Annotated in this window: 29 protein-coding genes; all 29 read left to right on the top strand. The window is 46.9% G+C overall.

The features are described from left to right. Positions 1 to 78 precede the first annotated feature (78 nt). The 29 genes from ESP131_RS12860 to ESP131_RS12720 all read left to right on the top strand — a co-directional run bounded on the left by ESP131_RS12860 (position 79) and on the right by ESP131_RS12720 (position 24,752). Positions 79 to 399 (top strand): putative DNA-binding protein, encoded by a 321-nt coding sequence (locus ESP131_RS12860; RefSeq protein ID WP_023468743.1) that lies wholly within the window; start codon positions 79 to 81, stop codon positions 397 to 399. Between the two features lie 12 nt (positions 400 to 411). Then, on the top strand, positions 412 to 1,761 hold the full coding sequence (gene ffh / locus ESP131_RS12855) for a signal recognition particle protein (RefSeq protein ID WP_023468742.1): 1,350 nt from the start codon (positions 412 to 414) through the stop codon (positions 1,759 to 1,761). 93 nt (positions 1,762 to 1,854) lie between these two features. Then, positions 1,855 to 2,130 (top strand): 30S ribosomal protein S16, encoded by a 276-nt coding sequence (gene rpsP / locus ESP131_RS12850; RefSeq protein ID WP_023468741.1) that lies wholly within the window; start codon positions 1,855 to 1,857, stop codon positions 2,128 to 2,130. Between the two features lie 61 nt (positions 2,131 to 2,191). Continuing rightward, positions 2,192 to 2,701, top strand: coding sequence for a ribosome maturation factor RimM (gene rimM, locus ESP131_RS12845; protein ID WP_047393795.1), 510 nt, complete (start codon positions 2,192 to 2,194; stop codon positions 2,699 to 2,701). Beyond that, on the top strand, positions 2,698 to 3,426 hold the full coding sequence (gene trmD / locus ESP131_RS12840) for a tRNA (guanosine(37)-N1)-methyltransferase TrmD (protein WP_029342089.1): 729 nt from the start codon (positions 2,698 to 2,700) through the stop codon (positions 3,424 to 3,426). The genes rimM and trmD overlap by 4 nt, the downstream gene beginning before the upstream one ends. Positions 3,427 to 3,538: 112 nt before the next feature. Then, on the top strand, positions 3,539 to 3,892 hold the full coding sequence (rplS, locus tag ESP131_RS12835) for a 50S ribosomal protein L19 (RefSeq protein WP_023468738.1): 354 nt from the start codon (positions 3,539 to 3,541) through the stop codon (positions 3,890 to 3,892). Positions 3,893 to 3,996: 104 nt separating this feature from the next. After that, positions 3,997 to 4,536: a signal peptidase I gene (gene lepB / locus ESP131_RS12830; protein ID WP_034786034.1), complete on the top strand. Its 540-nt coding sequence runs from the start codon at positions 3,997 to 3,999 to the stop codon at positions 4,534 to 4,536. A gap of 147 nt (positions 4,537 to 4,683) precedes the next feature. After that, positions 4,684 to 5,547, top strand: coding sequence for a ribosome biogenesis GTPase YlqF (gene ylqF, locus ESP131_RS12825; protein WP_029342087.1), 864 nt, complete (start codon positions 4,684 to 4,686; stop codon positions 5,545 to 5,547). Positions 5,548 to 5,598: 51 nt separating this feature from the next. Beyond that, positions 5,599 to 6,351, top strand: coding sequence for a ribonuclease HII (locus ESP131_RS12820; RefSeq protein ID WP_029342086.1), 753 nt, complete (start codon positions 5,599 to 5,601; stop codon positions 6,349 to 6,351). Between the two features lie 12 nt (positions 6,352 to 6,363). Beyond that, positions 6,364 to 7,230 carry a flagellar hook-length control protein FliK gene (locus tag ESP131_RS12815; protein ID WP_029342085.1) on the top strand — a complete coding sequence of 289 codons (867 nt, stop codon included), beginning with the start codon at positions 6,364 to 6,366 and terminating at the stop codon, positions 7,228 to 7,230. Then, positions 7,227 to 7,487 (top strand): EscU/YscU/HrcU family type III secretion system export apparatus switch protein, encoded by a 261-nt coding sequence (locus ESP131_RS12810; protein ID WP_023468733.1) that lies wholly within the window; start codon positions 7,227 to 7,229, stop codon positions 7,485 to 7,487. The genes ESP131_RS12815 and ESP131_RS12810 overlap by 4 nt, the downstream gene beginning before the upstream one ends. 87 nt (positions 7,488 to 7,574) lie before the next feature. Continuing rightward, positions 7,575 to 8,735, top strand: coding sequence for an ADP-forming succinate--CoA ligase subunit beta (sucC, locus tag ESP131_RS12805; RefSeq protein WP_023468732.1), 1,161 nt, complete (start codon positions 7,575 to 7,577; stop codon positions 8,733 to 8,735). Positions 8,736 to 8,748: 13 nt separating this feature from the next. Further along, on the top strand, positions 8,749 to 9,666 hold the full coding sequence (gene sucD / locus ESP131_RS12800) for a succinate--CoA ligase subunit alpha (protein WP_023468731.1): 918 nt from the start codon (positions 8,749 to 8,751) through the stop codon (positions 9,664 to 9,666). An 83-nt stretch (positions 9,667 to 9,749) separates the two neighbouring features. Then, on the top strand, positions 9,750 to 10,577 hold the full coding sequence (dprA, locus tag ESP131_RS12795; RefSeq protein ID WP_029342083.1) for a DNA-processing protein DprA: 828 nt from the start codon (positions 9,750 to 9,752) through the stop codon (positions 10,575 to 10,577). A 47-nt stretch (positions 10,578 to 10,624) separates the two neighbouring features. Beyond that, positions 10,625 to 12,721 (top strand): type I DNA topoisomerase, encoded by a 2,097-nt coding sequence (topA, locus tag ESP131_RS12790; protein WP_029342082.1) that lies wholly within the window; start codon positions 10,625 to 10,627, stop codon positions 12,719 to 12,721. 3 nt (positions 12,722 to 12,724) lie between these two features. After that, on the top strand, positions 12,725 to 14,029 hold the full coding sequence (trmFO, locus tag ESP131_RS12785) for an FADH(2)-oxidizing methylenetetrahydrofolate--tRNA-(uracil(54)-C(5))-methyltransferase TrmFO (RefSeq protein ID WP_023468729.1): 1,305 nt from the start codon (positions 12,725 to 12,727) through the stop codon (positions 14,027 to 14,029). 145 nt (positions 14,030 to 14,174) lie between these two features. After that, entirely contained in the window at positions 14,175 to 15,080 is a 906-nt protein-coding gene (locus ESP131_RS12780; protein WP_231496840.1) for a tyrosine recombinase XerC, read from the top strand. A 14-nt stretch (positions 15,081 to 15,094) separates the two neighbouring features. After that, the gene (gene hslV, locus ESP131_RS12775) at positions 15,095 to 15,646 is read left to right on the top strand and encodes an ATP-dependent protease subunit HslV (RefSeq protein WP_023468727.1); all 552 of its coding nucleotides are present in this window, start codon (positions 15,095 to 15,097) and stop codon (positions 15,644 to 15,646) included. Then, a complete protein-coding gene (hslU, locus tag ESP131_RS12770) occupies positions 15,633 to 17,012 on the top strand; it encodes an ATP-dependent protease ATPase subunit HslU (protein WP_029342080.1) in 1,380 nt (459 codons plus the stop codon). The genes hslV and hslU overlap by 14 nt, the downstream gene beginning before the upstream one ends. A 16-nt stretch (positions 17,013 to 17,028) precedes the next feature. Further along, positions 17,029 to 17,808, top strand: coding sequence for a GTP-sensing pleiotropic transcriptional regulator CodY (gene codY / locus ESP131_RS12765; RefSeq protein ID WP_023468725.1), 780 nt, complete (start codon positions 17,029 to 17,031; stop codon positions 17,806 to 17,808). A 249-nt stretch (positions 17,809 to 18,057) separates the two neighbouring features. After that, complete coding sequence (gene flgB, locus ESP131_RS12760; RefSeq protein WP_029342079.1) at positions 18,058 to 18,420, top strand: flagellar basal body rod protein FlgB; 363 nt, start codon at positions 18,058 to 18,060, stop codon at positions 18,418 to 18,420. Positions 18,421 to 18,423: 3 nt separating this feature from the next. Beyond that, entirely contained in the window at positions 18,424 to 18,822 is a 399-nt protein-coding gene (gene flgC / locus ESP131_RS12755; RefSeq protein WP_029342078.1) for a flagellar basal body rod protein FlgC, read from the top strand. A 17-nt stretch (positions 18,823 to 18,839) separates the two neighbouring features. Further along, positions 18,840 to 19,127: a flagellar hook-basal body complex protein FliE gene (fliE, locus tag ESP131_RS12750; RefSeq protein WP_029342077.1), complete on the top strand. Its 288-nt coding sequence runs from the start codon at positions 18,840 to 18,842 to the stop codon at positions 19,125 to 19,127. A 61-nt stretch (positions 19,128 to 19,188) separates the two neighbouring features. Then, positions 19,189 to 20,724: a flagellar basal-body MS-ring/collar protein FliF gene (gene fliF / locus ESP131_RS12745; protein ID WP_231925634.1), complete on the top strand. Its 1,536-nt coding sequence runs from the start codon at positions 19,189 to 19,191 to the stop codon at positions 20,722 to 20,724. Between the two features lie 4 nt (positions 20,725 to 20,728). Continuing rightward, positions 20,729 to 21,736 (top strand): flagellar motor switch protein FliG, encoded by a 1,008-nt coding sequence (gene fliG / locus ESP131_RS12740; RefSeq protein ID WP_029342075.1) that lies wholly within the window; start codon positions 20,729 to 20,731, stop codon positions 21,734 to 21,736. Beyond that, the gene (locus tag ESP131_RS12735) at positions 21,720 to 22,457 is read left to right on the top strand and encodes a FliH/SctL family protein (RefSeq protein WP_047393803.1); all 738 of its coding nucleotides are present in this window, start codon (positions 21,720 to 21,722) and stop codon (positions 22,455 to 22,457) included. Before fliG ends, ESP131_RS12735 begins: the two co-directional genes overlap by 17 nt. After that, positions 22,450 to 23,763 (top strand): flagellar protein export ATPase FliI, encoded by a 1,314-nt coding sequence (gene fliI, locus ESP131_RS12730; RefSeq protein ID WP_064299651.1) that lies wholly within the window; start codon positions 22,450 to 22,452, stop codon positions 23,761 to 23,763. Before ESP131_RS12735 ends, fliI begins: the two co-directional genes overlap by 8 nt. A gap of 12 nt (positions 23,764 to 23,775) precedes the next feature. Next, positions 23,776 to 24,210 carry a flagellar export protein FliJ gene (locus tag ESP131_RS12725; protein WP_029342072.1) on the top strand — a complete coding sequence of 145 codons (435 nt, stop codon included), beginning with the start codon at positions 23,776 to 23,778 and terminating at the stop codon, positions 24,208 to 24,210. Further along, complete coding sequence (locus tag ESP131_RS12720) at positions 24,207 to 24,752, top strand: MotE family protein (RefSeq protein ID WP_050677477.1); 546 nt, start codon at positions 24,207 to 24,209, stop codon at positions 24,750 to 24,752. Before ESP131_RS12725 ends, ESP131_RS12720 begins: the two co-directional genes overlap by 4 nt. Positions 24,753 to 24,755: the final 3 nt, after the last annotated feature.

Here is a 24,755-nt window from a genome sequence, read left to right as displayed (position 1 = left end):
AAAACTTGACAACACACTGTGAGGGCTGTACTATACTATCTGTAAAGGAATTTCACTTAACATTGCGGAGGTGCTCGGATGACACTTGATAAAACGAACCGGATGAATTATCTGATTGACTTTTATCAGGAGCTTTTGACGCCAAAACAACGGAATTACATGTCACTCTATTACTTAGATGACTTTTCCTTAGGTGAGATCGCCGATGAGTTTGAAGTCAGCCGACAAGCAGTCTACGACAACATAAAACGCACGGAAGCCATGCTCGAGCAGTATGAAGAACGACTATCCCTGTTCAAGAAACACGAACGGCGAAAGCAGTTACTCGATCAGCTGAAGCAATGCGACCTTCCGGGTGAAGCCCTAGTGATCATTGAGACATTGGAGCAATTAGAGTAGGAGGCATTCTTAATGGCATTCGAAGGATTATCGGAACGGCTTCAAGCCAGTCTCGCTAAAATGCGAGGTAAGGGTAAGATTTCTGAAGCAGACGTCAAAGAGATGATGCGCGAAGTTCGCTTAGCGCTACTCGAAGCCGACGTCAACTTCAAAGTCGTCAAACAATTCGTAAATGATGTAAAGGAACGCGCCGTCGGACAGGATGTCATGACGTCTTTGACGCCAGGGCAACAAGTCGTCAAAATCGTCCATGATGAATTGACGAATCTGATGGGTGCAGAAGTGTCACCATTGACGCTTGCGAACCGTCCTCCGACCGTCATCATGATGACGGGTCTGCAAGGGGCAGGTAAAACAACGACAACTGGTAAACTTGCCAATCATTTACGTAAAAAACATAATCGTAGTCCTTTGCTTGTTGCAGCGGATATTTATCGTCCGGCAGCAATCAAACAATTAGAGACACTCGGAAAACAATTGGAGTTACCGGTCTTCTCGATGGGAGATCAGGTCAGTCCGCAAGAAATCGTTACCGGTGCACTCGATTATGCAAAAGAGCATCATCACGATATCGTGTTGATCGATACGGCAGGTCGCTTACACGTCGATGAGGAACTGATGCAGGAACTCGTTGATGTGAAGGAGATCGCCAAACCGCATGAAATCTTCCTTGTCGTCGATTCGATGACGGGTCAGGATGCTGTCAACGTCGCAGAGAGCTTCAACGAGAAGCTTGGCGTAACGGGAGTCGTTCTGACGAAGCTCGACGGAGATACGCGAGGTGGTGCAGCACTCTCCATCAAGGCAGTCACCGGAGCACCGATTAAGTTCGTCGGTCTTGGAGAGAAGCTCGATGCCATCGAACCATTCTATCCCGAGCGGATGGCGTCTCGGATTCTAGGCATGGGAGACATGCTGACACTGATTGAAAAAGCAGAGTCACAAATGGACGCTACGCGTGCCAAAGAGTTAGAAAGCAAAATGCGCGATGCATCGTTTACATTCGATGATTTCATCGAGCAGTTGCAGCAAGTGAAACAGATGGGTCCACTCGACGAACTGTTGGGAATGATCCCTGGGGCAGGTAAAGGGAAGATGAAGGGGTTGAAAAACGCCCAAATCGATGAGAAGCAACTCGTGTATGTCGAAGCGATCATCCAATCGATGACGAAACGAGAGCGGACTGAACCTGAAATCTTGAATGCGAGTCGCCGGAAGCGGATTGCCCGCGGTAGCGGACGCAGTATCCAAGAAGTCAACCGTCTCATTAAACAGTTTGAAGACATGCGGAAAATGATGAAACAATTTTCCGGACAGATGGGCAAAGGGAAAAAGAAAGGCTTTGGCCTTCCATTCTTTTAAAAGTCTTTTCTCTTTTGCTGTAACGTTGTATACTAATGAAGTTGTCAATTTGACTAAACGAAAAAATTATTTATTATTTGGAGGGACTTACGAATGGCAGTTAAAATTCGTCTTAAGCGCATGGGCGCAAAAAAATCACCTTTCTACCGTGTGGTAGTAGCAGACTCACGTGCACCACGTGATGGTCGTTTCATCGAGCAAATCGGATACTACAATCCAGTTGCTAAACCAGAAGCAGAAGTTAAAATCAACGAAGAGCTAGCTCTTAAATGGCTCTCTGAAGGTGCTAAACCTTCGGACACAGTTCGTAACCTCTTCTCACAAGCTGGTATCATGGAGAAATTCCACAACGCGAAACTCGCGAAGTAAGACATTAGGAGGTGAGCGAAAGCTTACCTCCTTTTTTAATTCAAGAAAGGAAGTGAAACGAATGGAATGGTTGGAAATTGCGAAAATCGCTAATACGCACGGTCTAAAAGGGGAATTGAAATTACTTGCAAGCACGGATTTTCCGGAAGAACGCTTTAAGATCGGAAAAGAAGTCTTTCTCGGCTCTGAAGGTACGTATACACCGGTAACAATCAGTGGCTACCGGAAGCATAAACAATTCATCATGGTGACGTTCAAAGGGATGCATCATATCAATGATGTCGAGAAGTATAAAGGATTGAAACTCTATGTCCACGCAGAAGACTTGCAGGACTTAGACGAGCATGAATTTTACTATCATGAAATCATCGGTTGTACGGTTTACGACGGTGAGACAAAAATTGGTGTCGTATCCGATATTCTCGAGACAGGAGCGAACGATGTCTGGACGATCAAACGTGACGGGAAAAAGGATGTCTTGATTCCGTATATTGAACAAGTCGTTGCTTCCGTTGACGTCGAACAGAAACGCATCCAAATCACGCCGCTTCCGGGACTGATCGAAGAATGAACATCCGTGTGTTGACGCTGTTTCCAGAAATGTTTTCAGCGCTCGATCATTCGATCGTCAAGCGAGCGCAAGACGATGAACGCGTCATGCTCGAAACAATCAATTTTCGGGACTTTTCAACGAATCGGCATGGTAAGGTCGATGATTATCCATATGGTGGAGGAGCTGGCATGCTGTTGACACCTCAACCCGTCTTCGATGCGATGGCGAGCCTGCCGGAACGAAAACGACGAATCATCGTCATGACACCGACCGGTAAACGTTTTTCGCAACGGATGGCAGAAGAGTGGGCAAACGAAGAAGAACTAGTCTTCTTATGTGGTCACTATGAGGGGTTTGATCAGCGAATTCATGATCAGTTGGTGACGGATGAGGTCTCGCTCGGAGACTTTGTCTTGACGGGAGGAGAACTTGCTGCGATGACGATGATCGATGCTGTCGTCCGACTTTTACCGGACGTCCTCGGTGCATCTGCGAGTCACGAAGATGATTCCTTCTCGACGGGGCTACTTGAATATCCGCATTATACACGTCCGGCAGAATATAAAGGGCACCGCGTACCCGATGTCTTGTTATCAGGCAACCATGCCCGGATTGAAAAATGGCGACGGGAACAGTCGCTAAAACGGACATATGAGCGTCGTCCCGATCTCCTCGTTGATGCACCGTTAACAGAAGAAGATCAGCATTATTTAGACTCGATTTCAGGATTGTCAAACGACTGAATCTATGATAAGTTAAAACATGTGGCAAAAGCCACCCATTAACGATGTTCCGCTGTCGGATGCTTGAAGCAAATGAAGATAAGAACATTGGTGAAAAAAGGAGAAATCATTCATGAACACACAACAATTGTTCCGTGAACTTACACAAGAACAAATCAAGTCAGACGTCCCTGCGTTCCGTCCTGGGGATACAGTCCGTGTACACGTTAAAGTCGTCGAGGGTACGCGTGAGCGTATTCAGCTCTTCGAAGGCGTAGTCATCAAACGTCACGGTGGCGGCATCAGTGAAACATTCACAGTCCGTAAAATTTCTTACGGAGTTGGCGTTGAGCGTGCATTCCCGCTCCACTCACCACGTGTTGCACAAATCGAAGTCGTTCGCTACGGTAAAGTCCGTCGTGCGAAACTTTACTACCTCCGTAACCTTCGTGGTAAAGCGGCGCGTATTAAAGAAATTCGTCGTTAATCATGTGAAAAAGTGGCTTGTCTCCGGACAAGCTTCTTTTTTTTGCCGTTTATGCGTATACTAGTCCTTAGGAAGAAATTGCGTTAATCAAGGGAGTGGAATTCGTGAAGGAGTTATTCAGTTGGGTAAAGGCGCTCGTCGTAGCGCTCGTCATCGCGTTTATCATTCGAACGTTCCTGTTCGTACCCGTCATCGTTGATGGGGAATCGATGATGCCAACCTTACACAATGCGGATCGAATGATCGTTAATAAGGTCCCGTACTATTTTAATGAACCAGAAAGAGGCGATATCGTCGTCTTCCATGCAACGGAAACTCGAGATTACATCAAACGGGTCATCGCTGTTCCAGGAGATACGATGTATTACAAAGACGATACGTTGTATGTCAACGATAAGAAAGTAGCTGAACCGTATTTGAAAGAATACAAAGCCCAGATGAGTGGTGTTCCATTGACGGAAGACTTCACGCTTGAAGAGCGAACAGGTGAAACGACTGTTCCGAAAGGGAAAGTATTCGTCATGGGAGACAACCGTCAAAATTCAAAAGATAGTCGTGATATCGGTTTCGTGGATGAAGAACAAATCGTCGGAACGACGAACTTCGTCTTCTATCCATTCAATGATGTACGTTCTGTCGATTAAAACGAAAGAAGATGAGACGCTTGCCGTTAAAAGTAAGCAGCTCATCTTCTTTTCTCGTCTTAAGTTGCGTATACTAGGGAGTGGATGTTTTTTCATGTATCGTATGATCAGCAAGAAGTCCAGGAATATATGAACGAGGTGAAGGATATGACGATTCAATGGTTCCCCGGTCACATGGCCAAAGCACGTCGGGAAGTCACAGAAAAATTAAAGTTGATCGATGTGGTGATCGAACTCGTCGACGCACGTCTTCCGATGTCGAGCCGTAATCCGATGGTCGAACAGATCACGGCAGGTAAGCCGCGATTGATTGTCCTCAACAAAGCGGATATGGCAGACAAACGAGTGACGGAACAATGGATGCAGGCATTACGAGCAGATGGTGTCGATGTCGTCGCGGTCGACGCGAAGCACAATAAAGGATTGAATCAAATCCATGAGGGCGCTTTACGACTAATGAAAGAAAAACATGCACGGATGCGGGAGAAGGGTCGGAATCCGAGCGCGATTCGTGCCTTGATCATTGGTATTCCAAACGTCGGGAAATCGACGCTCATCAATCGACTTGCCGGCCGAAATATCGCCATCACCGGTGACCGTCCAGGTGTGACGAAACGCCAGCAGTGGATCAAGATGAAAACAGGTGAGATGGAATTACTCGATACACCAGGTATTCTCTGGCCGAAGTTCGACGATCAAGTCGTCGGCTATCGTCTAGCAGCAACAGGAGCGATCAAAGATGATATCTTAAACATCGACGATATCGCGCTATTTGCCCTTCGTGAGCTAAAGACACGGTATCCGGAGCAGTTACGTGAGCGTTATCGACTCGACGAAGTATCGGGAGAAGCGGTTGATGTACTCGAAGCAATCGGTAAAAAGCGTGGTTTCGTCTCAGGGGGTTATGTCGATTTCGAGCGGACGAGCGAAATGCTCCTGCATGAATTGCGAACGGAAAAGCTCGGTCGGGTGACGCTTGAAACAGTCGAAGAGTGGGAAACGAATGCATAACGGACTTGGACATCCTTTGATGTCCAAGTTTTTTTCAAAGGAGCAGGGTGTATGAAAATAGCCGAATTAAAAGAACGATTGCAAAAAGCAACACTAGAAGAATTTATTCAACTGAAGCAGGAACTGGCGACAGATGCGCGAAAAGGGGTGCATACACTGTTTCGTCAGACAGAGCGACGATTTGCGCTCGAAGAGCAGCAACGGATCGATTTCAAGGAACGACTCGCATTTGAAGACGAATATCGTCAACAAGGGTACGTTCGAATTGCAGGAGTGGACGAAGTCGGACGAGGTCCACTAGCTGGTCCTGTCGTCGCAGCAGCTGTCATCTTACCAGACGGTTTCTATCATCCGGGACTAACGGATTCAAAACAGATGAGTAAAGTACAGCGACAAGCGGCACTTAAGCATTTGCAAGAAGTTGCTGAGATTGCGATCGGCATCATCGAACCGGCTGAAATCGACGAAATCAATATCTATCAAGCATCGAAACAGGCGATGCAAAATGCTCTACGTCAATTGCAACCGGATGCCTTACTCGTCGATGCGATGACACTCGACGACGATATACCACAACTCTCTCTCATCAAAGGAGATGCGCGAAGTGTCTCAATTGCTGCTGCAAGTGTCGTTGCGAAAGAGACACGAGATGCGATGATGGAACAATACGCGATCGAGTATCCGGGATACGGATTTGAAACACACGCAGGTTACGGAACACCGATACATTTACAAGCGCTCGATACACTGGGCGTCACACCGATTCACCGGAAAACATTCCGTCCTGTCAAAGAACGTCTCTAGGAGGGATCGAGCATGCAAATCGAACATCGTGCCTTACTTCCATTTAAAATCATCGATCATGCGAACCTGCCGTTACGGGAAGGAGCAAACATCGTCGGTAAAGTATTGAAACTGTTGCCGGACGGATTGATGGAACTCCAAGTCGGTCAACGCGTCTTGACGGCTGGGACAACGGCTGAACTAAAAGAAGGGAACATGTATCGCTTTCAAGTCGTTTCAGCAGAGGGACAACCGGTCTTAAAAATCATCTCGACCGAGTCTGTTCCGCAAAAGTCGGCTCTACCACAGTTACTCGATTCCTTTTTACAGCGTCAGACGGTACCGACTGCGGAAACACGTGAACTCCTAAAGCAAATCGGTCAACCGGTAACAGAAGGAGAAGCAAAGCAGCTAAAGCACGCTCTTACCGAACTCGTTCAACTGGCAAAGGGTGACGAGACAGGTCGAACGCTTGATCGAAAGACGAGTGATCAGATTTTAGCGCAACAACTCGTTCAAGCAACAAACGAAGCAGGGAAAGGAGTCTATTTATTTCAATTACCTCAATTTGGACCTTTCGAAGATGTCGATCTCATGATGGAAGCACCGTTCGAACGGACGTTTGATCCAAATCATGCCCGCGTCGTGTTGTATCTTCAATTACCGGCGCTCGGTGAGGTCGCTGTTGACGTCTTGATCGCAGACCGGAATGTTTCGATTTCCGTTTTTCATCCGAATGCGCACGTCGATACGTTCATGCAAGCCTACACACCGCAAATCCAGACTCGTTTAGAGGAACAAGGCTATGTATTGACGCGATTCGATTGGGTCGAACAGACGAAAGAGCGCGTACCGCATGATATCTCAACGCGTAATGGAAGGGTGGATCTTCATATATGAAAAAAGCAATAGCTCTATCATACGAAGAACAGATGCATGCCCCAAAAGTCGTCGCTAAGGGATCGGAACATATCGCGGAACGGATTTTAGAAGAGGCATTGAAACATGATATTCCCATCCGACAGGACGAAACGTTGATGACGTTACTAGACGCTGTCCAAGTATCGGAACAGATTCCAGAAGAATTGTACGGTGTCATCGCTGAGTTATTCGCCTTTTTATATCGTCTCGATCAAGATGAAATTCTGAAAAAATAAAGCTTTCGGTCGATAACGATAGACAGCGCTTCCAATTTTAACTACAATGAAAGAGCCGAAACTAAAGGGGTTAAGGGGGATTTTTTCATGAATGTACATGAGTATCAGGCAAAAGAATTACTTCGTTCGTACGGTGTACCCGTACCAAACGGAATCGCAGCCTTCACCGTCGAAGAGGCGGTCGATGCATCAGAACAATTGTCAGGCCCGATTAAAGTCGTCAAAGCTCAAATTCACGCGGGGGGACGCGGTAAAGCAGGTGGCGTCAAGCTTGCGAAATCGCAAGAAGAAGTGAAGGAATATGCGACGGAGTTACTCGGCAAAACGCTCGTCACGCACCAAACAGGTCCAGAAGGAAAAGTCGTTCAACGTCTTCTCGTCGAAGAAGGTTGTGCGATTGACAAAGAATACTATCTTGGAATCGTACTTGATCGTGTGACAGGACGTGTTGTCATCATGGGATCAAGCGAAGGTGGTATGGACATCGAAGAGGTGGCGGAAGCGACACCAGAAAAAATCATCAAAGAAGTCGTTGATCCTGCGGTTGGTCTTCAAGGATTCCAAGCGCGTAAACTTGCGTTCGCAATGGGTGTTCCAGTGAAGCTCGTCAACAAGTTCGTCGGTATGGTCACAAAACTCTACAACTTCTTCGTCGACAAGGATTGTTCGATCGCAGAAATCAACCCACTCGTTACGACGAAGGATGGCGAAGTCCTTGCATTAGATGCAAAGTTGAACTTCGATTCAAACGCGTTGTATCGTCATGCGGATATCGTAGCGTTACGTGATGAAACAGAAGAAGATCCACGTGAAGTCGAAGCGTCGAAAAGTGATTTGAACTACATCGCGCTCGATGGAAACATCGGTTGCCTCGTCAATGGTGCGGGTCTTGCCATGGCAACGATGGATATCATCAAACACTTCAGTGGTGATCCTGCAAACTTCCTCGATGTCGGTGGTGGTGCGACAAAAGAGAAAGTTACAGAAGCATTCAAACTGATCTTATCAGATGAGAACGTCAAAGGGATTTTCGTCAACATCTTCGGTGGAATCATGAAATGTGACGTCATCGCAGAAGGTATCGTTGCGGCGACAAAAGAAGTCGGTCTCGAATTGCCACTCGTCGTTCGTCTTGAAGGGACGAACGTTGATGCAGGGAAACAAATTCTCAAAGATTCAGGTCTAGCGATTACAGCAGCTACATCAATGGCAGACGGCGCAGAAAAAATCGCTGCGCTCGTGAAGTAAGGGGGAGCTAAAGATGAGTATTTGGGTGAACGAATCGACGAAAGTCATTATTCAAGGGATTACTGGTAACCAAGGGATGTTCCACGGTGAACAGATGATCGACTACGGCACAAACCTCGTAGGAGGTGTCACACCAGGAAAAGGCGGTACGGAAGTACTCGGTGGTGTTCCTGTTTTTGATACGGTCGCACAAGCGGTCGAAAAAACGGGTGCGAACGCATCGATCATCTACGTTCCACCAGCATTCGCAGCGGATGCAATCATGGAAGCAGCAGATGCGAACATCGCGTTGATCATCTGTATCACGGAAGGTATTCCAGTTCTTGATATGGTCAAAGTAAAACGTTACCTCGAAGGCAAACCAGTTCGTCTTATTGGACCGAACTGCCCTGGCGTCATCACTCCAGGTGTCGCGAAGCTTGGTATCATGCCAGGATATATCCATACACCAGGTCATGTCGGTATCGTCTCACGTTCTGGGACTTTGACATATGAAGCTGTCCATCAATTGACGACAGCAGGCATCGGTCAATCGACAGCTGTTGGTATCGGGGGCGACCCGGTCAATGGAACGGACTTCATCGATACGCTCAAAGCGTTCAATGAAGATCCAGAAACAAAAGCTGTCATCATGTTAGGGGAAATCGGTGGAACAGCTGAAGAAGAAGCGGCTGAGTGGGTCAAAGCGAACATGACGAAACCAGTCATTGGTTTCATCGGTGGTCAAACAGCTCCTGCCGGCAAACGGATGGGTCACGCAGGTGCGATCATCTCTGGCGGTAAAGGAACAGCTGCTGAAAAAATCAAGACACTCCGTGCAAACGGAATCGAAGTAGCAGAAACACCAGCTGTCATTGGTGAGACGTTAATCCGTGTCATCAAAGAAGCAGGGATCTATGACGAGTGCGTGACGAACAGCACAGTCAAATAAATCAAAAAAAGAAGCTGTCCTGATCAAATCAGGACGGCTTTCTTCTATATAAATAAGAAGCTTAAATAAGGAGCGCTGATCTCATGAAACGTGAACTGTATGTCCGCTTCGCCATGTGTCAGGTACCCTACACGATCGTCCGATTGATTGAGCAATTCGGAATCGTTCCAAGTCATGAATTACCCGTTTCGACGCGTCTTCGAAAACGGTATGAACAAGCACTACAGCTTGATTGGATCGAAGAGTCGATTCTAGTCAAAGGAGATCGGCTGTTTCCGACTGTGTTACTGACGATCCCTCAACCTGTCTATGCCCTCTTTTACCGCGGTGACCCGTCCCGCCTAACTCTTCCACGCGTCAGTATCATCGGTAGTCGAACCCCTTCACCGCAACACCTTTCCCGCATGCGTTTCCTGCAACCCTTCTTTCACCCCGATCTCGCCACCGTTTCCGGAGGTGCCTATGGCATCGATGCCCTCGTTCATCGTCTATCCTTAAAACATCAGCAAACAACGATTGCGGTTCTTGCTGGCGGACTTGATCGTCTATATCCCACTTCCCATGCTACTCTTTTTGAACGGATCCTCTCAAACGGTCTTCTTCTCTCCGAATATCCATCCGGAACTCCTATTCAAAAATTTCAATTTCTAGAACGGAATCGCATCATCGCCGGATTGTCCTCCTCGTTGATCATCGTCGAAGCGGCGAAACGAAGCGGTACGATGAATACTGCAAGTCACGCACTTGATCAAGGAAAAGATGTCTATTGTTTGCCGGGTTGTCCAACTGAATCGTTCTTTACCGGAACGAATCAATTGATCGCAGAAGGAGCGATTCCACTCCTTAATCCGGAAGAAGTTTCAAAAAGTATTCGGCTGAACGTTGACAAATGGGAATCGAGACTACTATGATAAGTGAGATTAAAATACGAGTACGCCTCTAATAGGGAGCGATTGCAATGGCAAAATATCTAGTAATCGTCGAGTCACCCGCTAAGGCAAAAACCATCAAACGTTATCTCGGATCCAACTATACCGTGAAAGCGTCGATGGGGCACGTCATTGACTTGCCGAAAAGCCAAATGGGAGTCGACGTCGAACATGACTATGAACCGAAATATATCACGATCCGTGGTAAAGGTCCGGTCTTAAAAGAACTCAAGACAGCTGCGAAAAAAGCACAAAAAATCTATCTCGCAGCCGACCCCGACCGTGAAGGGGAAGCGATCGCATGGCATTTAGCCAAAGCATTAGGCGTTGATGAATCAACGGAGTGCCGCGTCGTCTTCAATGAAATCACGAAAGATGCCATCAAGGATTCGTTCAAGCGACCACGCAAGCTCAACTATGATCTTGTCGATGCACAGCAAGCCCGTCGTATCTTGGACCGCCTTGTTGGTTACAGCATGAGTCCGTTATTATGGAAGAAGATTAAAAAAGGGTTATCTGCGGGACGCGTTCAATCCGTTGCCGTCAAGATGATCATTGATCGGGAACAAGAAATCAACGCGTTCATGCCTGAAGAATACTGGACGATCAAACTCGAACTCGATGCAAACGGTGAAAAGCTCGAAGCGAACTTCTATGGAGTCGATGGCAAGAAGCGTGAACTTCATTCGCAAGAAGAAGTCGATCAAATCTTGAATCAACTCTCGGAAGACTTCACAGTTGATTCCGTCACGAAAAAAGAGCGGAAACGGAATCCGGCGTTACCGTTTACGACGAGTTCCCTGCAACAGGAAGCAGCACGTAAGCTGAACTTCCGAGCAAAGAAGACGATGATGATCGCACAACAGCTATACGAAGGAATCGAGATTGGAAAAGAAGGTACAGTCGGTTTGATCACGTATATGCGTACCGATTCGACACGGACGTCAGATTCGGCGAACCTTGAAGCACACGGGTTCATTGAGCAGGCGTACGGAAAAGAATACATCGCAAGCGAGAAACGCAAAGAAAAAAAATCAGCGAACTCACAAGATGCGCACGAAGCAGTTCGTCCGACTTCGACGATGCGCGAGCCACAACTCGTCAAATCGTATTTATCGCGTGATCAGTTCCGCTTATATAAACTAATTTGGGAACGGTTCGTCGCAAGTCAGATGGCGCCAGCGATTCTCGATACCGTCAAGATCGATCTCGTCTCGAACGACGTCACTTTCCGTGCCAACGGGTCGACCGTTAAATTCCCAGGCTTCATGAAGGTCTACATCGAAGATACGGACGATGAGGCGGTTTCAGACGTCAAGGAAGGATTACTTCCTCCACTCGATGAAGGGGAAGAGTTAAAACAATCAGCAATCGAACCGAAACAACACTTCACCCAACCACCGCCACGTTATACGGAAGCACGTCTTGTCCGGGCGATGGAAGAACTCGGCATCGGTCGTCCGTCGACGTATGCGCCGACGCTCGATACGATTCAAAAACGGGGTTACGTGACGCTTGAAGAGAAGAAATTCTTACCAACGGAACTTGGTGAACTCGTCATCGATATGATCAGCGACTATTTCCAAGAGTTCATCACTGTCCAGTTCACTGCAGACATGGAAGCTTTACTCGATGCGATCGAAAAAGGTGACATGCAGTGGACGGAAGTCGTCGATCCAATCTACAAGTCCTTTGCAAAGCGTCTGACACGAGCAGAAGCAGAAATCGAGAAGATTGAAATCAAAGATGAACCGGCTGGAGAAGATTGTGAAGTCTGTGGTCATCCGATGGTCATCAAGATGGGACGTTATGGCAAGTTCATGGCGTGCTCGAACTTCCCAGAGTGTCGTAACACAAAACCGATCCAAGTCGAGATCGGTGTGAAGTGTCCGACATGTGGAACGGGCGACATCGTCGAACGTCGTAGTAAAAAAGGACGTTTGTTCTACGGTTGTTCGAACTATCCGGAATGTGAGTTCGTCTCATGGGATAAACCGGTCGAAGAACCATGTCCGGTATGTAGCAGTATGATGGTACAAAAGAAAATCAAGAACGGTGTGAAAGTAGAATGTACATCTTGTGGACATCATGAAACACGCATCGATCAGGAGCAAGAGGAGGAATGACCGTTGAAACGTGTAACGGTAATCGGCGCGGGACTTGCAGGTTCTGAAGCAGCATGGCAACTTGCAAAACGCGGCGTACAAGTAGACTTATATGAAATGCGGCCTGTCAAGCAGACACCCGCGCACCATACAGACCAATTCGCTGAACTCGTCTGTTCGAACTCACTTCGAGCGAACCAGTTAACGAACGCAGTCGGTGTTTTAAAGGAAGAGATGCGTCAGCTCGATTCCTTGATCATGAAAGCAGCAGACTTAGCGAGCGTTCCAGCAGGTGGAGCACTTGCTGTCGATCGGCACGACTTCGCAGGATATGTGACGGAAACGTTGAAAAACCATCCGAACGTTACAGTCCATCATGAAGAAATCGAAGCGATTCCAGATGGTCCGACGATCGTCGCGACGGGTCCGTTGACGAGTGCGGCATTATCGGAATCACTTAAACAATTCACAGGTGAAGATTATCTATACTTCTTCGATGCAGCGGCACCGATTCTCGATGGAGACACAATCGATCGTGAGAAGGTTTATCTGAAATCACGATATGATAAAGGCGAAGCTGCCTACTTGAATTGTCCAATGACGGAAGAAGAATTCCAGCTCTTCTATGATGAGCTGATCAATGCGGAAGTTGTTCCACTGAAGGAATTTGAAAAAGAGATTTACTTCGAGGGCTGTATGCCATTTGAAGTTCTCGCTTCTCGCGGACCGAAAACACTCTTGTTCGGACCAATGAAGCCAGTCGGACTTGAAGATCCGAAGACAGGCAAACGGCCATATGCTGTCGTTCAATTGCGTCAAGATAACTCAGCTGGAACATTGTTCAACCTTGTCGGCTTCCAGACACATTTGAAATGGGGCGAACAAAAGCGGATCATTCGCTTGATTCCTGGTCTTGAGAATGCAGAAATCGTCCGTTATGGTGTCATGCACCGTAACACGTTCGTCAACTCACCGAATTTGTTAAAGCCAACGTATCAGACACGTACACGTGACGACTTGTTCTTTGCTGGTCAAATGACAGGTGTCGAAGGGTACGTCGAGTCAGCAGCGTCCGGCTTAACGGCAGGAATTAACGCGGCACGTCTCGTCAATGAGGCGGAACCGGTTACGTTCCCGCAGGAAACGATGATGGGTGCGATGTCGCACTATATCACGACGACGGAAGGGAAGAACTTCCAGCCAATGAATGCCAACTTCGGATTGGTACCAGCACTCGTTGGTCATCCGGTTCGGATGAAAAAACCTGAGAAGTATGCGCTCTACGCAGAGCGAGCACTTGAAGCAATCAAAGATTTCACGGATATGTGATTTTTGATGGGGAGAAAGGCGTGATTCAGCGCTCTTTCTCCCCATTTCTTAATTTGTCATAAAAGCGCGATAATTTCGTTAATTTTTCGGTTTTTGGTCTATTGTCAGACTACTTGGTCTGTGCTATGCTAAGGGCGATTCGAGAATGAAATGGTCAGAAGGGGGCGCATTCATGGGGATAGACACTGCTTTTGAGCGACTGCTAGAAGATTTTATGCGGTATGTTCATATTGAACGTCAATTATCTCCGAATACAGGTCGCTCTTATGATCAAACACTTCGACAATACGCCGCTTTTTGCCGCGATCATCAGTTACGATCGATTGAATTGGCAAGTGCACGGCGTTATTTGTATGCTCTTTACGATCAGGAGCTGGCGCGGGCGACGATTGCACAAAAAGTTTCCTGCCTCAAACAATTTGGTCGTTTTTTGACACGTGACACCGATGAGCCTAATCCATTCGATGGATTAAAAGCACCAAAACGACAACAAGGACTTCCGACATTCCTCGTTCCAACGGAATATGAACGTTTCCTCGATGCCTTTCGATCGAGTGATACGCTTGGCAACCGGAATGTGGCGTTAGTAGAACTTTTATATGCGACGGGTATGCGGGTCAGCGAGGTCGTTCAACTTGATCTTCGTGATCTCGCGACTGATCACTCCTACGTCCATGTGTATGGAAAAGGTGGGAAAGAACGCATCGCACCAATTGGAACCTTTGCTAAAGATGCATTAGAACTGTACTTACCATCACGAGATCCAGTCGCAGGTCATGAGCAAGCGTTATTCTTGTCTCATTCAGGGCGTCGATTGACGACGGATGCGATTCGGAAAATCATGAAAAAAGGGGAACAACTTGTTGGGAAACATGTGACACCACATGCGCTTCGTCATAGTTTCGCGACAGATTTACTGGAAAGAGGCGCCGATTTGCGAGCAGTCCAAGAGTTACTTGGACACGCATCGCTGTCGACGACCGGTCAGTACACACACGTAACGACGGAACGATTACGACATGTTTATCAACAAGCACATCCTCGTGCCTAAGGGAGGAAACATTGATGTTTCATGCAACGACGATTTTTGCGATTCAACATAACGGACAATCCGCGATGAGCGGAGACGGACAGGTGACTTTCGGAAACCAAGTCATCATGAAGAAAAGTGCGAAAAAAGTACGGCGCCTCTATGGTGGAAAAGTCATTGCCGGATTTGCTGGAAGTGTCGCGGACGCGTTTACACTCTTTGAAAAATTCGAAGCGAAGCTTGAAATGTATAACGGGAACTTACAACGGGCAGCAGTTGAGCTAGCGAAGGAATGGCGAGGCGATAAGATGCTGCGTCAACTAGAAGCACTCTTACTCGTCATGGATGGAACACATCTCTTACTTGTATCCGGAAACGGGGAAGTCATTGAACCGGATGATGGCATTCTCGCAATCGGTTCAGGTGGTAATTATGCGCTTGCAGCAGGTCGCGCGTTAGCTCGACACGCAAGTCATCTCACGGCAGAGGAAATCGCCCGCGCAGCTCTTGAGACGGCTGGTGAACTCTGTGTCTTTACGAACGATCAAATCATCCTAGAAACGATCGGAGGCAATGACCATGCATGAATTGACGCCAAGACAAATCGTCGAGAAGTTGAATGAACATGTCATCGGACAAGCAGATGCTAAACGTGCGGTGGCGATTGCTTTACGAAATCGTTATCGTCGACAGTTACTCGATGCATCGATGCGGGACGAAGTCACACCGAAGAACATTCTGATGATCGGACCTACCGGTGTCGGAAAGACGGAAATTGCGCGACGCCTCGCGAAACTCGTTCGGGCGCCATTCGTCAAGATTGAAGCAACGAAGTTCACGGAAGTAGGGTACGTCGGTCGTGATGTGGAGTCAATGGTGCGGGATCTCGTGGAAGCGTCTCTTCGTCTTGTCAAAGATGAGAAAAAAGAAGCGCTCAAGGATCGAGCGGAAGCAGTGGCGAACGAACGAATCGTTGATGCGTTGTCTGGGAAAAAAGCGTCATCTAGTCTCGGTGGTGGAACGAATCCGTTTGAGATGTTGTTCGGTGGGAACCAAAAGCAACAAGAGCCGGATACATCGGAAGCGACAGCCGACCGTTCGTTACTTCGTCAGCAATTACTGACGGGGCAACTCGAGGATCGAATGATCGAAGTCGATGTCGAAGAACGTCAAGTGGATTTATTCTCTGGGCAACAAGGTATGGAGGGGCTTGCGAATCTTCAGGATATGCTCGGACAAGTCATGCCGAAGAAAACGAAGAAGCGTCAACTCACAGTCAAAGAAGCGCGACCGATCTTGACAGCGGAAGAAGCGGAACGGTTGCTTGACTTGAACGAAGTCCATGACGAAGCGGTCCGTCGCGCAGAACAAATGGGGATCATCTTCGTCGATGAGATCGATAAGATTGCGACAAAAGGACATGATTCAGCAGGTGTTTCACGAGAGGGTGTTCAGCGGGACATCTTACCGATCGTTGAAGGATCGACGATCGTTACGAAATATGGTCCAGTCAAGACGGATCATATCTTGTTCATCGCTGCAGGTGCGTTCCATATGGCGAAACCATCTGATCTGATTCCTGAACTCCAAGGTCGTTTTCCGATCCGTGTCGAACTCGATAGTTTGACAGAAGATGACTTTGTCAAAATTTTGACTGAACCGAATCAAGCATTACTCAAACAATATAAAGCATTATTAGGGGCAGAGCATGTTCATGTCACCTTTACAGAAGAAGCCATTCGTGAAATCGCACGGATTGCTGCACAAGTGAACGATGAGACGGATAATATCGGAGCGCGGCGCTTGTATACGATCATGGAGCGCGTGCTCGAGGAATTATCTTTCGAAGCAGCAGATATGCCGGAAACGGATGTGACGATCACGCCACAATACGTGACGGATCGAGTTGGAAAAGTAGCAGATGATCGTGACTTAAGTCAGTTCATCTTATAAAGTGGAGGAAGAAAAAATGAATTTATTGGCGAAAACGCGGAAGCTGAATACGATGTTACAACAGGAAGCGAGCACACATGTTGATTTCAAGGTCATGGCTGACCGTCTCAGTGAAGTCATGGAATCAAACACATTCATCGTAAGTCGGCGCGGTAAGTTACTGGGTATCGCAATCAAGCAACAAATCGAAAATGACCGGGTCCGTGGTTTCTTAGAAGAACGTCAATTCCCGGAAGATTACACGAAAAAATTATTTAACGTCACGGAAACGACGGCAAACATTGCCATCGATAGCGAACATACGGCATTCCCAGTCGATAACCGTGACACGTTCGAAACGTCGAAAACGACGATCGTACCAATCATCGGTGGTGGAGAACGCCTTGGTACGCTTGTCCTCGGTCGTATGGTTGAAGACTTTAACGAAGAAGACCTCGTGCTGGCAGAGTATGGTGCGACAGTCGTCGGGATGGAGATCCTTCGTGAAAAGGCTCATGAGGCGGAAGATAAAGCACGGAAGAAAGCTGTCGTTCAGATGGCGATCAATTCACTGTCTTATTCGGAACTCGAAGCGATTGAGCATATCTTCGAAGAGCTTGAAGGAAATGAAGGGTTACTCGTCGCTTCAAAGATTGCGGATCGTGTCGGTATTACTCGTTCCGTCATCGTCAATGCGCTTCGTAAGCTCGAAAGTGCAGGAGTCATCGAGTCACGTTCGCTCGGGATGAAGGGAACATACATCAAAATCTTAAACGATAATTTCCTATATGAATTAGAACGAATTAAATCGAACTAAAAAGGGAATTGCTGCTTATAGAGAGAAGACCTAGTTAAGCACTAGGTCTTTTTTGTTTGACTAGGTATTATTTATCATTTTTATAAGAAAAGGGAATAAAAAACAGATTATTAACATCTCATTACCCTATTTTTCAAAAAACTTCTTTTCAAACATTGACCTATTTGTTTCAATTATTTCAGATATGTTACTAACGACTTACTTTTTGTCGTGAATTTGAATATAGTTTCCATGAGTGGAGGAAAGAAGATGAATTGGTTAGGGTCTGACTATAACGTAATGACACAAGCTGTCAATCGAACGGTTATGGCACAGGAAGTTATCGCTAAGAACATCTCGAATGTCGATACGCCTGGGTATAAGGCAAAGCGTGTCACTTTTGGAGATGTGCTCGATTCAGAGATGAAAATGAGTTTAAAGCGACACGCAACAATCGGAACTTCTGGTAGCATCGTCGATCGACCAAATACGATGCGTAACGATGGAAATGGTGTCGATATCGATCTTGAGATGTCTGAATTATCACGCAATCAAATTGAGTACGAGGCGTTGGTCGAACAGTTGAATCGCAAATTCTCTGGCATTCAGTCTGTTATCCGAGGAGGAAAGTAATCGATGAGTATGTTCAACGGATTTCATACGTCTGCATCCGGGTTAACTGCCCAGCGTTTGCGGCTCGATACAGTCTCGGCAAACATCGCGAATGCTCAAACGACAAGAGGTGAGCTCGTCAATGGACAGTGGCAACCGTATGCGAGAAAACTCGCTGTGTTGAAAGAGACCGCCAATGGTGTCACGGTCAGTGAATTGAAGAAGGATCCTGAACCATTCAAATTAGAATATAATCCGACGCATCCAGATGCGGATGAACTCGGGTACGTCAAGATGCCTAATGTCGATATCTTAAAAGAAATGGTCGACATGATGGGCGCGACACGCTCTTACGAAGCGAACGTAACGGCTTTGAACGCGACAAAAGCGATGCTCGTCAAAGCGATGGAGATTGGTAAATAAGTAGAGGAGATGAAGAGATGGCAATTCAACCAATTCAAAACATGCAGATGGTACTACCCACGCAGACAGTCGCTAAGACGACACCAAGTGATTTTAGTGAGGTGCTCAGCGAGGCGATGAACGGACTGAATGCAACGCAACACGCCTCATCTCAAGCTCGTGTCGATCTCGCGACAGGAAAGACGACGGATCTACATAACATCATGATTAAAACAGAAGAGGCATCGCTTTCTATGCAACTCGCCCTTGAAGTCCGTAACAAAGGCATCGAAGCATACCAAGAAATGATGCGTATGCAACTGTGACTGTTAAGGAAAGCGTGGGAGATGTTGAATGAACGAACGTTTAAAAGCTCGATTAGGAGCTATGAATACGACATGGAAAGAATGGTCACTTGCGAAAAAGGCGACGATTTTAGGAATCATCGTCGTCGTTTTAGCGGCGTTGATTGTTGCGATCATCTGGTTATCTAAACCAACGATGACGCCTCTTTATTCGAAGCTATCCCCTCAAGAGGCGGGGCAAGTGACGGAAAAGCTAAATGAAGATGGAATCGCATCGGAAGTCGTCACTGAAGCAAATGGCGTGACGATACTTGTTCCAGAAGCAAACGTTGAAAACTTAAAAGTCGAATTAGCGACGGCTGGTATACCAAAATCCGGTCAAATCGACTATTCCTTCTTCAGTGAAAACGCTGGATTCGGAACAACGGATAAAGAGATGAACATTCTCGAACGCGATACGATGCAGACGGAACTTGAAAACTTGATCACACAAGTTAATGGGATCGAGTCAGCAAAAGTCATGATCACTCTCCCGGAGAAGAGTGTTTTTCTATCTGATGAAAAGGAATCTTCAACGGTTTCTGTCGTCTTGACTTCTAGCGCGGGTAGTAATCTTAACAATCAGACGGTTCAAGGGTTGTATCATTTGATTGCAAAGAGTATTCCGAACCTTAAAGAAGAAAACATTACGATCATGGATCAGTATTTTACGTATTACGAGCCAGGATCTGCTACGCAAACAGCGGGTGGAACCGATCCGATGGCGCTGAAGAAAACGACGGAAAACGATTTACGCAAGCAGATTCAGCAGATGCTATCTGTCGTTCTCGGTCCACAAAAAGCACTCGTTTCAGTCACGGCAGATGTCGATGTCACGAAACGTCAGGAAGAACAAAAGCTTGTTGAGCCAGTAGATCCCGATAAAATCGAAGGGATCGTCACGTCTGCTGAAAAAGTAGCAGAAGCGTACACAGGCTCTGCAAATGCTGGTACAGCAGGTACGGGGCAAAATGAGACGACGAATTTCCCAGCGGGTACTGGAACGACGGGTGATACGAGTGAGAAAACACACGATATCATCAACTATGAAGTCAATCGAATCACAAAACAAATCACAGGAGCTCCTTACGAGATTCGTGATTTAGGAATTCAAATCATCGTCGAGCCACCAAAAGGTCAGAATCAGATCGATCCACAACTACAAACTGACTTACAGACGATGATGTACTCGATCATCCGGACATCATTAACGAAGACAGATGCGAAAGCAACGCTGACGGATGCAGAACTTGCCAATAAGGTCGTTGTCATGTCTCGACCATTCGCGGAAACGACGGCAGCGACGAAAACGACGACGGCAACACCGATGTGGGTTTGGTTCGCCCTTGGTGGAGCGGCAATCCTCGTCATTGGAGCAGTCATCCTCCTCATGCGTCGACGGAGAGCGAATGAAATCGAAGAACTTGAGGAATGGACACCGATTGAGACGGAAATTCCGGAATTATCAACAGAAGATACGAGCGACGGTGCAGTCAAACGCAAACAGCTTGAAAAACTCGCTGAATCCAATCCGGATGAGTTTGCGAAATTATTACGTACTTGGTTAGCGGAGGATTGATGAGATGAAGAAGCTAGAAATGAACAGTCGGGAAAAGGCTGCGATTCTCATGATTTCGTTAGGTCCTGAAGTCGCTGCCAGTGTATATAAACATTTATCGGAAGAAGAGATGGAATGGTTGACCCTTCAAATCTCAAGTATGAAACGAGTCGATCCAGAAGATAAGTTAGTCGTTCTCGAAGAGTTTCATGAACTAGCGATGGCGCAAAACTACATCACTCAAGGTGGAATTGGGTTTGCTAAATCGGTTCTAGAGAAGGCGCTTGGTGAAGAAAAGGCGATGGAACTCATCTATCGCCTGACATCGACGTTACAAGTCCGACCGTTTGAGTTTGCACGAAAGGCAGACCCAAAACAGCTATTGAACTTCATTCAAAATGAACATCCGCAAACAATCGCGCTTGTTCTTGCCCATCTTGATCCTGCTAAATCAGGACAAATTCTCTCGGAGCTACCGGCAGAAGCACAATCCGATGTAGCACGACGGATTGCGACGATGGACAGAATGAACCCGGAGATCATTAGCGAAGTAGAGCAAATTCTCGAACGGAATCTGTCACAAGCAGGCATGCAAGATTTTGCGCAGTCTGGCGGTATCGAGGCGGTCGTTCAAGTATTGAACGGGGTCGACCGGACGACGGAACGAACGATTCTCGATACGCTCGAGATTCAGGATCCGGAACTCGCAGAAGAGATCAAAAAACGGATGTTCGTCTTCGAAGATATCGTCACGCTCGATGCACGGGCGATTCAGCGCATCATTCGCGAAGTATCGAACGAAGATCTACTGTTGGCACTCAAAGTATCGTCAGACGACGTCAAGGATATGGTCTACCGCAACATGTCACAACGGATGGTCGAATCGTTCAAAGAGGATATGGAATTCATGGGTCCTGTTCGTCTCCGAGACGTCGAAGAAGCACAAAGTCGAATCGTCGGAATCATCCGCCGCTTAGAAGACATGGGTGAGATCGTCGTGGCTCGTGGTGGAGGAGATGATATTGTTGTCTAACGTCATCAAAAGACAAGCTGTGATTGAACGACAGGAACGAACACTCGTTCAAGTCCGAAATGCTCAGGAAGAATCGGCAATCGTTCCAGATACGTTCTATGAAGAGCGGATGGCAGAAGGTCAAGCTGAACTAGAACGTCTTCGCCAGACGATGGTTCTAGAGTTTGAACAGCGTCAGCGTGAGTTTGAACAAGAACGTCTTCAGGCATTAGAGGAAGCACGTCAACGAGGATATGAAGAAGGACACCAGGCTGGATTTGAAACAGGACGTGCGGAAGGACAAGCAACGTTCGAAGAGCAAATCGCAACGACAAATACGTTTACTGCACGAATCGAAGAGCAAAATCAAGAGCGATTGATGCGATTGGAACATGAATTGTGTGTTCTTGGACTCCAGGTGACGCATCAGTTTCTAGAGCAGTTACATGATGAAGAAGAAGAGGCATTATACCAATTATTACATCAGTTGATCATTCAGTTCCGAGATCGTGAAAAGATCATTATCTACGCTTCACCAGCGGATTTTGAACGGGTCGTTCTGCTTGAAGAGCAGCTCCAAGGTGTTCTAGGTGCTAATGCGACGATTCAATTACGATTTGATCCAGCGCTTAAAGCACGCGATTATCGGATCGACTCGGAGAATGGAGCAATCACAGGTGGTTTGACAAGTGGCTTTGAAGCCCTACAAACCAAAATCAAAGAGGTTTTACATCATGTTTAACGTAAATGCGATTCAAGCCGCAGTTCGAGAAATTCGTCCGGAAGAACTCGTTCAGCATTCCGGAAAGGTCGTACAAGTGATTGGATTGATGATTGAATCACGTGGACCAACGGCTGTCGCAATCGGCGAGCGTTGTTTGATCCAAATTCAACAACGGCAGACGATTGAAGCGGAAGTCGTCGGTTTTAGAGAAGGTCACGTCCTACTCATGCCGTATGGTGAAACGACATCGATTGCTCCAGGCTCGATTGTTCTTGCGACAGGAAAACCACTCCACGTCCCTGTAGGGGATGAACTGATCGGTAAGGTGCTCGATGGTCTAGGGAGACCACTGGATGGGGAGTCATTAGAAAATTTACGTACGACATCAATCGTTCGTAAACCACCTAGTCCGTTGGAGCGACCTCGTATCAGTGATGTTCTCTCGACGGGCATCCGTGCCATCGATGGGCTACTAACAGTCGGTCAAGGGCAACGCGTTGGTTTATTTGCAGGATCAGGAGTTGGGAAGTCGACACTACTCGGTATGATTGCAAAACGATCGACAGCAGACATCAACGTCATTGCCTTGATTGGTGAACGAGGACGCGAAGTCAAGGAATTCGTGGAGGCAGAACTCGGTGAAGAAGGAATGAAACGCTCCATCTTGGTCGTAGCGACAAGTGATCAACCGCCACTTGTTCGTCTAAAAGGCGCCTATACGGCAACAGCCATCGCTGAACATTTTCGGGATCAAGGTAAGAATGTGGTCTTGATGATGGACTCTGTCACACGTTTTGCGATGGCACAACGAGAAATTGGTCTTGCGACAGGTGAACCGCCTGCGTCAAAAGGGTATACACCAAGCGTTTTTGCTCTTCTTCCTCAGTTACTCGAACGTAGCGGGAAAACGCAAGATGGCTCGATTACGGCTTTTTATACTGTTCTCGTCGATGGAGACGACATGAATGAACCGATTGCTGACGCTGTACGAGGGATCTTAGATGGTCATTTCGTTCTTGATCGTAATCTTGCGAACAAAGGACAGTTTCCGGCGATTCATGTCTTACGATCCATCAGTCGTGTCATGAATCAAATCACGACTGCTGAACAAAAGACAGCTGCCGTCGCATTTCGCCAGCTGTTATCGACGTATCTTGATTCGGAAGACTTAATCAATATCGGCGCCTACAAAAAAGGGACGAACCCAGAAATTGATCGTGCCGTTGATAAATATCCGGAGCTGATCCGTTTTTTAAAACAACAAATCCATGAAGACAGTGACTTCGAGAGAGCTTGTCAGCAACTCATGGCAACGATTCAGTAAGGAGGACGGAAGATGAAGACGATTTATGAACGAATCATTCCTTTGGCTGAAGCAGAGAAAGATCGCGTCGCAAAAGAATTGAGCCTTCATAAAAAACAATATGAGATCGAAGTCGAAAAACTATACCATCTGCTCGTCCGTTATGAATCCTTTCTGAAAGCGCAAGATGAGATTGGCATCGTCGAATTAACGTCTTCGCAATATCGAGAGCGGGCTCGAGATGTCGTGAAGCAAGAAATCGAACGGCAACAACTGTACGTGACACAATCGAAAAATCGCTATGAACGCGCACAGGAAGCACTCGAACGAGCGTTGATCGAGGAGAAGAAGTTTAGTCGTCTGCAAGAGAATCATACGGTTGAAACGAAACGAATCGAGGCATTGACGGAACAAAATCAATTAGATGAACTGGCATTGTTACAGTTTGGAAGAGGACGGATGATATGAGTGAAAATAAAACGTCAAAAGGATGGATCTTACCTTTATTGATCATTCCTTTGATTTTAATCTTGCTGACAGCTTATTTCGTATTAAATTATGCGAATGGACGTCCATTGCTATCCTTACCGTTCGCAACGGAAAAAACGACTACGAATCAAGCAAATCCGTCAGCAGAACTCGAACGTCGTCTGAAAGTAGCGAATCAAGAAATCAAGAAACTACGCAATCAAAGCAAGGAACAATCGGATACTTTAAAAGCTAAAGAACAGGAAGTCGAACGTTTGATTGCAGAACGAGATCGTTTAAAACAAACACCGACGCCCGCGACGACGGATCAAACGAAGACGACGAAGAAAAAAGCAGCATCTGTGACTGATGTCTATGCTGAAATGGCACCAAAGGATGCTGCGCTCATCTTAAACGAACTCAGTCCGACAGAAGTCGTACCGATCATCGAGGACATCGATGCGGAACAACAGGCGGCGATCATTGCCAAGATGGATGCTAAAAAAGCGGCGGCCTTAACACAGCTACTCGCGACGAAGTAAGGA

The organism is Exiguobacterium sp. U13-1 (assembly GCF_001750115.1).
GTDB classification, from domain to species: Bacteria; Bacillota; Bacilli; order Exiguobacteriales; family Exiguobacteriaceae; genus Exiguobacterium_A; species Exiguobacterium_A acetylicum.
The sequence above is the reverse complement of the archived record's forward strand: the minus strand, read 5'-3'. Positions and strand labels throughout refer to the sequence as shown.

Coding starts and splice junctions, on each gene's coding strand:
- rpsP (WP_023468741.1), top strand. CDS start 1,855: ATGGCAGTTAAAATTCGTCTTAAGCGCATGGGCGCAAAAAAATCACCT.
- hslV (WP_023468727.1), top strand. CDS start 15,095: ATGTTTCATGCAACGACGATTTTTGCGATTCAACATAACGGACAATCC.
- trmD (WP_029342089.1), top strand. CDS start 2,698: ATGAACATCCGTGTGTTGACGCTGTTTCCAGAAATGTTTTCAGCGCTC.
- codY (WP_023468725.1), top strand. CDS start 17,029: ATGAATTTATTGGCGAAAACGCGGAAGCTGAATACGATGTTACAACAG.
- flgB (WP_029342079.1), top strand. CDS start 18,058: ATGAATTGGTTAGGGTCTGACTATAACGTAATGACACAAGCTGTCAAT.
- ylqF (WP_029342087.1), top strand. CDS start 4,684: ATGACGATTCAATGGTTCCCCGGTCACATGGCCAAAGCACGTCGGGAA.
- ESP131_RS12780 (WP_231496840.1), top strand. CDS start 14,175: ATGAAATGGTCAGAAGGGGGCGCATTCATGGGGATAGACACTGCTTTT.
- ESP131_RS12820 (WP_029342086.1), top strand. CDS start 5,599: ATGAAAATAGCCGAATTAAAAGAACGATTGCAAAAAGCAACACTAGAA.
- fliF (WP_231925634.1), top strand. CDS start 19,189: ATGAATACGACATGGAAAGAATGGTCACTTGCGAAAAAGGCGACGATT.
- ESP131_RS12735 (WP_047393803.1), top strand. CDS start 21,720: ATGATATTGTTGTCTAACGTCATCAAAAGACAAGCTGTGATTGAACGA.
- fliG (WP_029342075.1), top strand. CDS start 20,729: ATGAAGAAGCTAGAAATGAACAGTCGGGAAAAGGCTGCGATTCTCATG.
- ffh (WP_023468742.1), top strand. CDS start 412: ATGGCATTCGAAGGATTATCGGAACGGCTTCAAGCCAGTCTCGCTAAA.
- ESP131_RS12720 (WP_050677477.1), top strand. CDS start 24,207: ATGAGTGAAAATAAAACGTCAAAAGGATGGATCTTACCTTTATTGATC.
- ESP131_RS12815 (WP_029342085.1), top strand. CDS start 6,364: ATGCAAATCGAACATCGTGCCTTACTTCCATTTAAAATCATCGATCAT.
- topA (WP_029342082.1), top strand. CDS start 10,625: ATGGCAAAATATCTAGTAATCGTCGAGTCACCCGCTAAGGCAAAAACC.
- sucD (WP_023468731.1), top strand. CDS start 8,749: ATGAGTATTTGGGTGAACGAATCGACGAAAGTCATTATTCAAGGGATT.
- hslU (WP_029342080.1), top strand. CDS start 15,633: ATGACCATGCATGAATTGACGCCAAGACAAATCGTCGAGAAGTTGAAT.
- ESP131_RS12810 (WP_023468733.1), top strand. CDS start 7,227: ATGAAAAAAGCAATAGCTCTATCATACGAAGAACAGATGCATGCCCCA.
- sucC (WP_023468732.1), top strand. CDS start 7,575: ATGAATGTACATGAGTATCAGGCAAAAGAATTACTTCGTTCGTACGGT.
- fliI (WP_064299651.1), top strand. CDS start 22,450: ATGTTTAACGTAAATGCGATTCAAGCCGCAGTTCGAGAAATTCGTCCG.
- ESP131_RS12725 (WP_029342072.1), top strand. CDS start 23,776: ATGAAGACGATTTATGAACGAATCATTCCTTTGGCTGAAGCAGAGAAA.
- rimM (WP_047393795.1), top strand. CDS start 2,192: ATGGAATGGTTGGAAATTGCGAAAATCGCTAATACGCACGGTCTAAAA.
- rplS (WP_023468738.1), top strand. CDS start 3,539: ATGAACACACAACAATTGTTCCGTGAACTTACACAAGAACAAATCAAG.
- ESP131_RS12860 (WP_023468743.1), top strand. CDS start 79: ATGACACTTGATAAAACGAACCGGATGAATTATCTGATTGACTTTTAT.
- fliE (WP_029342077.1), top strand. CDS start 18,840: ATGGCAATTCAACCAATTCAAAACATGCAGATGGTACTACCCACGCAG.
- dprA (WP_029342083.1), top strand. CDS start 9,750: ATGAAACGTGAACTGTATGTCCGCTTCGCCATGTGTCAGGTACCCTAC.
- flgC (WP_029342078.1), top strand. CDS start 18,424: ATGAGTATGTTCAACGGATTTCATACGTCTGCATCCGGGTTAACTGCC.